3 protein-coding genes are annotated in these 3,402 nt (G+C 58.1%); all 3 read left to right on the top strand.

Annotated elements, in window-relative coordinates:
* The first annotated feature begins 134 nt into the window (after positions 1 to 134).
* The 3 genes from LJ725_RS28755 to LJ725_RS28745 are packed head-to-tail and all read left to right on the top strand — an operon-like array spanning position 135 to position 3,305.
* Entirely contained in the window at positions 135 to 1,376 is a 1,242-nt protein-coding gene (locus LJ725_RS28755) for a tyrosine-type recombinase/integrase (RefSeq protein WP_230554356.1), read from the top strand.
* Positions 1,373 to 2,317: a tyrosine-type recombinase/integrase gene (locus LJ725_RS28750; RefSeq protein ID WP_230554355.1), complete on the top strand. Its 945-nt coding sequence runs from the start codon at positions 1,373 to 1,375 to the stop codon at positions 2,315 to 2,317. The genes LJ725_RS28755 and LJ725_RS28750 overlap by 4 nt, the downstream gene beginning before the upstream one ends.
* The gene (locus tag LJ725_RS28745; protein ID WP_230554354.1) at positions 2,310 to 3,305 is read left to right on the top strand and encodes a tyrosine-type recombinase/integrase; all 996 of its coding nucleotides are present in this window, start codon (positions 2,310 to 2,312) and stop codon (positions 3,303 to 3,305) included. The genes LJ725_RS28750 and LJ725_RS28745 overlap by 8 nt, the downstream gene beginning before the upstream one ends.
* The last annotated feature ends 97 nt before the right edge of the window (positions 3,306 to 3,402 follow it).

The raw sequence follows: 3,402 nt of genomic DNA, 5'->3' as shown, positions 1-3,402 counted from the left end.
CGGCAAGTTATGTGGCGTTCCCCGATATGTGGCGCGCACGTGGTAAATGTATCTGTAGAGCCTGGTAGCGGACTCCTTACGCCACATATTTTTGTGTGGATGATCGTCGTCCATCATCGCGATGGAGATCGATCATGTACGACCAACTGTTCAAGGTGCCAGCCGTTGTCGCTCGCTATCGGGCAGGACCCTATGCGGAATCCCGCGAGCAATTTCTCAAGAAGGCGCGTGCGGACGGCTATTCGCCGTTGACGTTGGAGCGCATGGCGTGGGCGTTGCTGGTCGTTGCGGAGATAGTCCGCGATGCCGGGGGAAGCATAACGTCCAAGCGGCTGAGAGGTGCACTTCTCCGGCAGGTCAAGTCCAAGCGGCAGGGTCATTCACCATCTCAAAACACGATCAAACTCATTCTTCAGAGCGGGGAGCCTTGGCTACGCAGCATGGGTGCGTTGGCGGCCAAACCGGAACGGCCACAGAGATTTGCAACGGAACTGTTCGCCTATAAGGAGTACATGTGTGTCGAGCGAGGTCTTTCTCCGGCGACGATCACATCTTGCGACGAGGCAATCCGCTGGTTCTGTAGTTCGTTGCCACCTCAGGTGCGATCGCTCGGTGCGGTCACCATTTCTCACGTTGATGCGTTTCTGAAGACTCAAGCCTGCCGAGGATGGAGCCGCAGGTCTCTGCGCTCGCTCGGCGGCCGTTTGCGCAGCTTCTTTCGCTACGCTGCCTGTAGAGGATGGTGCCGATCCCATCTCGCGCCGAGCATTGAGCTGCCGCATCTCTATGCGCTTGAAGATGTTCCGCGGGCGCCAAGCATTGAACAGATCGGCCGGCTACTTGAAGACACCGCGTCCAGTCACGACCCGGTCAACATCCGTGATCACGCAATTCTGTCGCTTCTGATCAACTATGGTCTGCGGCGCGGGGAAGTCGCGCGACTAACCTTGGACGATTTAGATTGGGCGGCCGAGATGATTCACATCACCAGGCCGAAGATGCGACGAACGCAACGTTATCCAATGTCGGTCCCTGTTGGCGAGGCAATCCTGCGTTATCTTCGTCGGGCACGTCCTCGCAGCCCGCACCGAGCCCTGTTCCTAACGATCCAGGCGCCAATCCGTCCGCTATCAGGTCCGAGCATCACCTACGCGGTGAGGACGCTGTTGACCAAGCAGGGCGTGGAGCTGACCTGGCGTGGCGCACATTGCCTTCGGCACGCATGTGCGGGTCAGCTTCTCGATGCTGGATTCACTTTGAAGCAGATCGCTGACCATCTCGGTCACCGAAGCATGGATACCACGAGGATCTATACCAAGATCGACTTGCGGGGCCTGCGTCAGGTGGCTGAGTTCGACCTGGGAGCGCTGCTATGAGCTTGGAAGACATCATTGCCAGCTACATCGACCAGCAGCGCTCGCTCGGCAAGCGCTACTTGGCCGAGGCAAACATTCTGGCAGCCTTTAGAAGATCGGTCGGCGATGTGCCGGTTCACAATATTCGGTCTGAGGTGATCTCTCGATTCGTAGATCGGGATGGAACAGGTTATGAGGCGAGGAACAGGAAGTATCGCGTGCTGTCGGGCCTGTTTTTCTTCGCCGTCACGCGCCGCCTCTTGAGAGCATCTCCGATGCCCCGGCGTCCGCGAAAGCGCGCCTGTTCATCCTCCGTGCCCTACATCTATTCCGAGGCGGAGCTCAAGCGGCTTCTCGCAGCGGTTCCGGCAGCGACGGCGGGTCCACAGTATGCAATCGATGCCGATACGCTTCGTGTGTTTCTTCTGCTTCTATATGGTGCCGGACTGCGCCGCGGCGAGGCGATGCGTCTTAAGATAGAAGACGTCGACATCTCGCAATCATTCATACACATTCGAGGAACGAAGTTTTTCAAGACGCGCATCGTTCCTCTGAGCGACGGTCTGAACTCCGTGATACGGACGTTCATCGCGAGGCGTGGCAACCATTATTCCGCAGGCGGCGAGAGCCGAGTCTTTTCCAGCCGCAACGGCACAGATTTGAGTGATACAACGCTCGGAGTCGCATTCCGTCGCCTGTGCGCGATCGCGAGCATTCGAAGGAACGGTGGTGCCCGCAGCCAGCCTCGGATGCACGACCTCAGGCATTCGGCAGCGGTTCACCGAGTCATCGCATGGTATCGCAGTGGTGCTGACCTGAACGATCTTTTGCCCAAGTTGGCAACCTATCTCGGCCATACGGGTCTTTCGGGGACGCAGCGCTATCTGACAATGACTCAGGAGCTACTTGCCGAGGCCAGCTGTCGCTTCGAGGCGTTTGCGGGAGGGCACCGCCATGACTGACAAGACGTCTGCAGGATATTGGATTCGCCGATTCCTCACGGAATACGCCACATCGGAGCGGAACTTGTCCGCAAACACATGCGCAAGCTACCGCGATATGCTCGTCCTGCTCCTTCCCTATGCGGCAAAGCGCAAAGGCACAGCCACCGATAAGCTGTCGGTGACCGATCTTTCGGCCGAACTTGTGCGCAGCTTTCTCGTGTACCTTGAACGGGAGAGGCAGTGTTGTACGGCGACGCGGAACCAGCGCCTCGCATCGATTCATGCATTGGCGCGATTCGTAGGGGAGTACAGCCCGCAACATATCGAGTGGTGCGCACAGATTCGAATGATACCAATAAAAAGGAGCACCACGGCCAGTCTGACATATCTTGAGAAGTCAGAGGTCGACGCCCTACTCGTTGCCCCGGATCAATCGTCAAGCCAGGGCCGGCGCGACCATGCATTGCTGCTGTTCCTCTACAACTCTGGCGCTCGCGTCAGCGAAGCAACGGCCCTGCGGATCGGCGATATAGACTGGCACTCCAAGTCCGTCCAGATAATGGGCAAAGGAAGCAAGCAACGTCGCTGCCCACTCTGGGCCACAACCCTGAAGTACCTCTGTCACCTCGCGGGGCAACGTCCTGCTGAGGCAAGCGTGTTCTTGAACTGTCGCGGAGAACCGCTGACGCGGTATGGCATTCACACACTCGTCGAACGCTATATAGAGAGATTGCGCGTCTCGGTACCGTCGCTCCAAGGAAAGCGGATCAGCCCTCACGTCATTCGCCATACGACGGCGAGCCATCTCCTGCAGGCGGGCGTCGATATCAACACGATCCGTGCGTGGCTCGGGCATGTGTCGCTCGATACCACCAACATCTATGCCGAGACCGACCTTGCCACGAAAGAGCGGGCGCTTGCGACACTGGCGAGAGGAAGCACTCGACGCACAATTGGAGGCTGGTCTCGTCAGCCGGATTTGATGGCTTTCCTGCGTACCCTATAGCCTCACCGATATGTGGCGCACTGGTCATAGTTCTCGCTCATAAGCAGCTCTAAGTGGCCTCTGCGCCACATATCGGGGAACGCCACATAACTTGCCG

It is taken from the genome of Reyranella aquatilis (assembly GCF_020880995.1).
GTDB lineage: Bacteria > Pseudomonadota > Alphaproteobacteria > Reyranellales > Reyranellaceae > Reyranella > Reyranella aquatilis.
The sequence above is the reverse complement of the archived record's forward strand: the minus strand, read 5'-3'. Positions and strand labels throughout refer to the sequence as shown.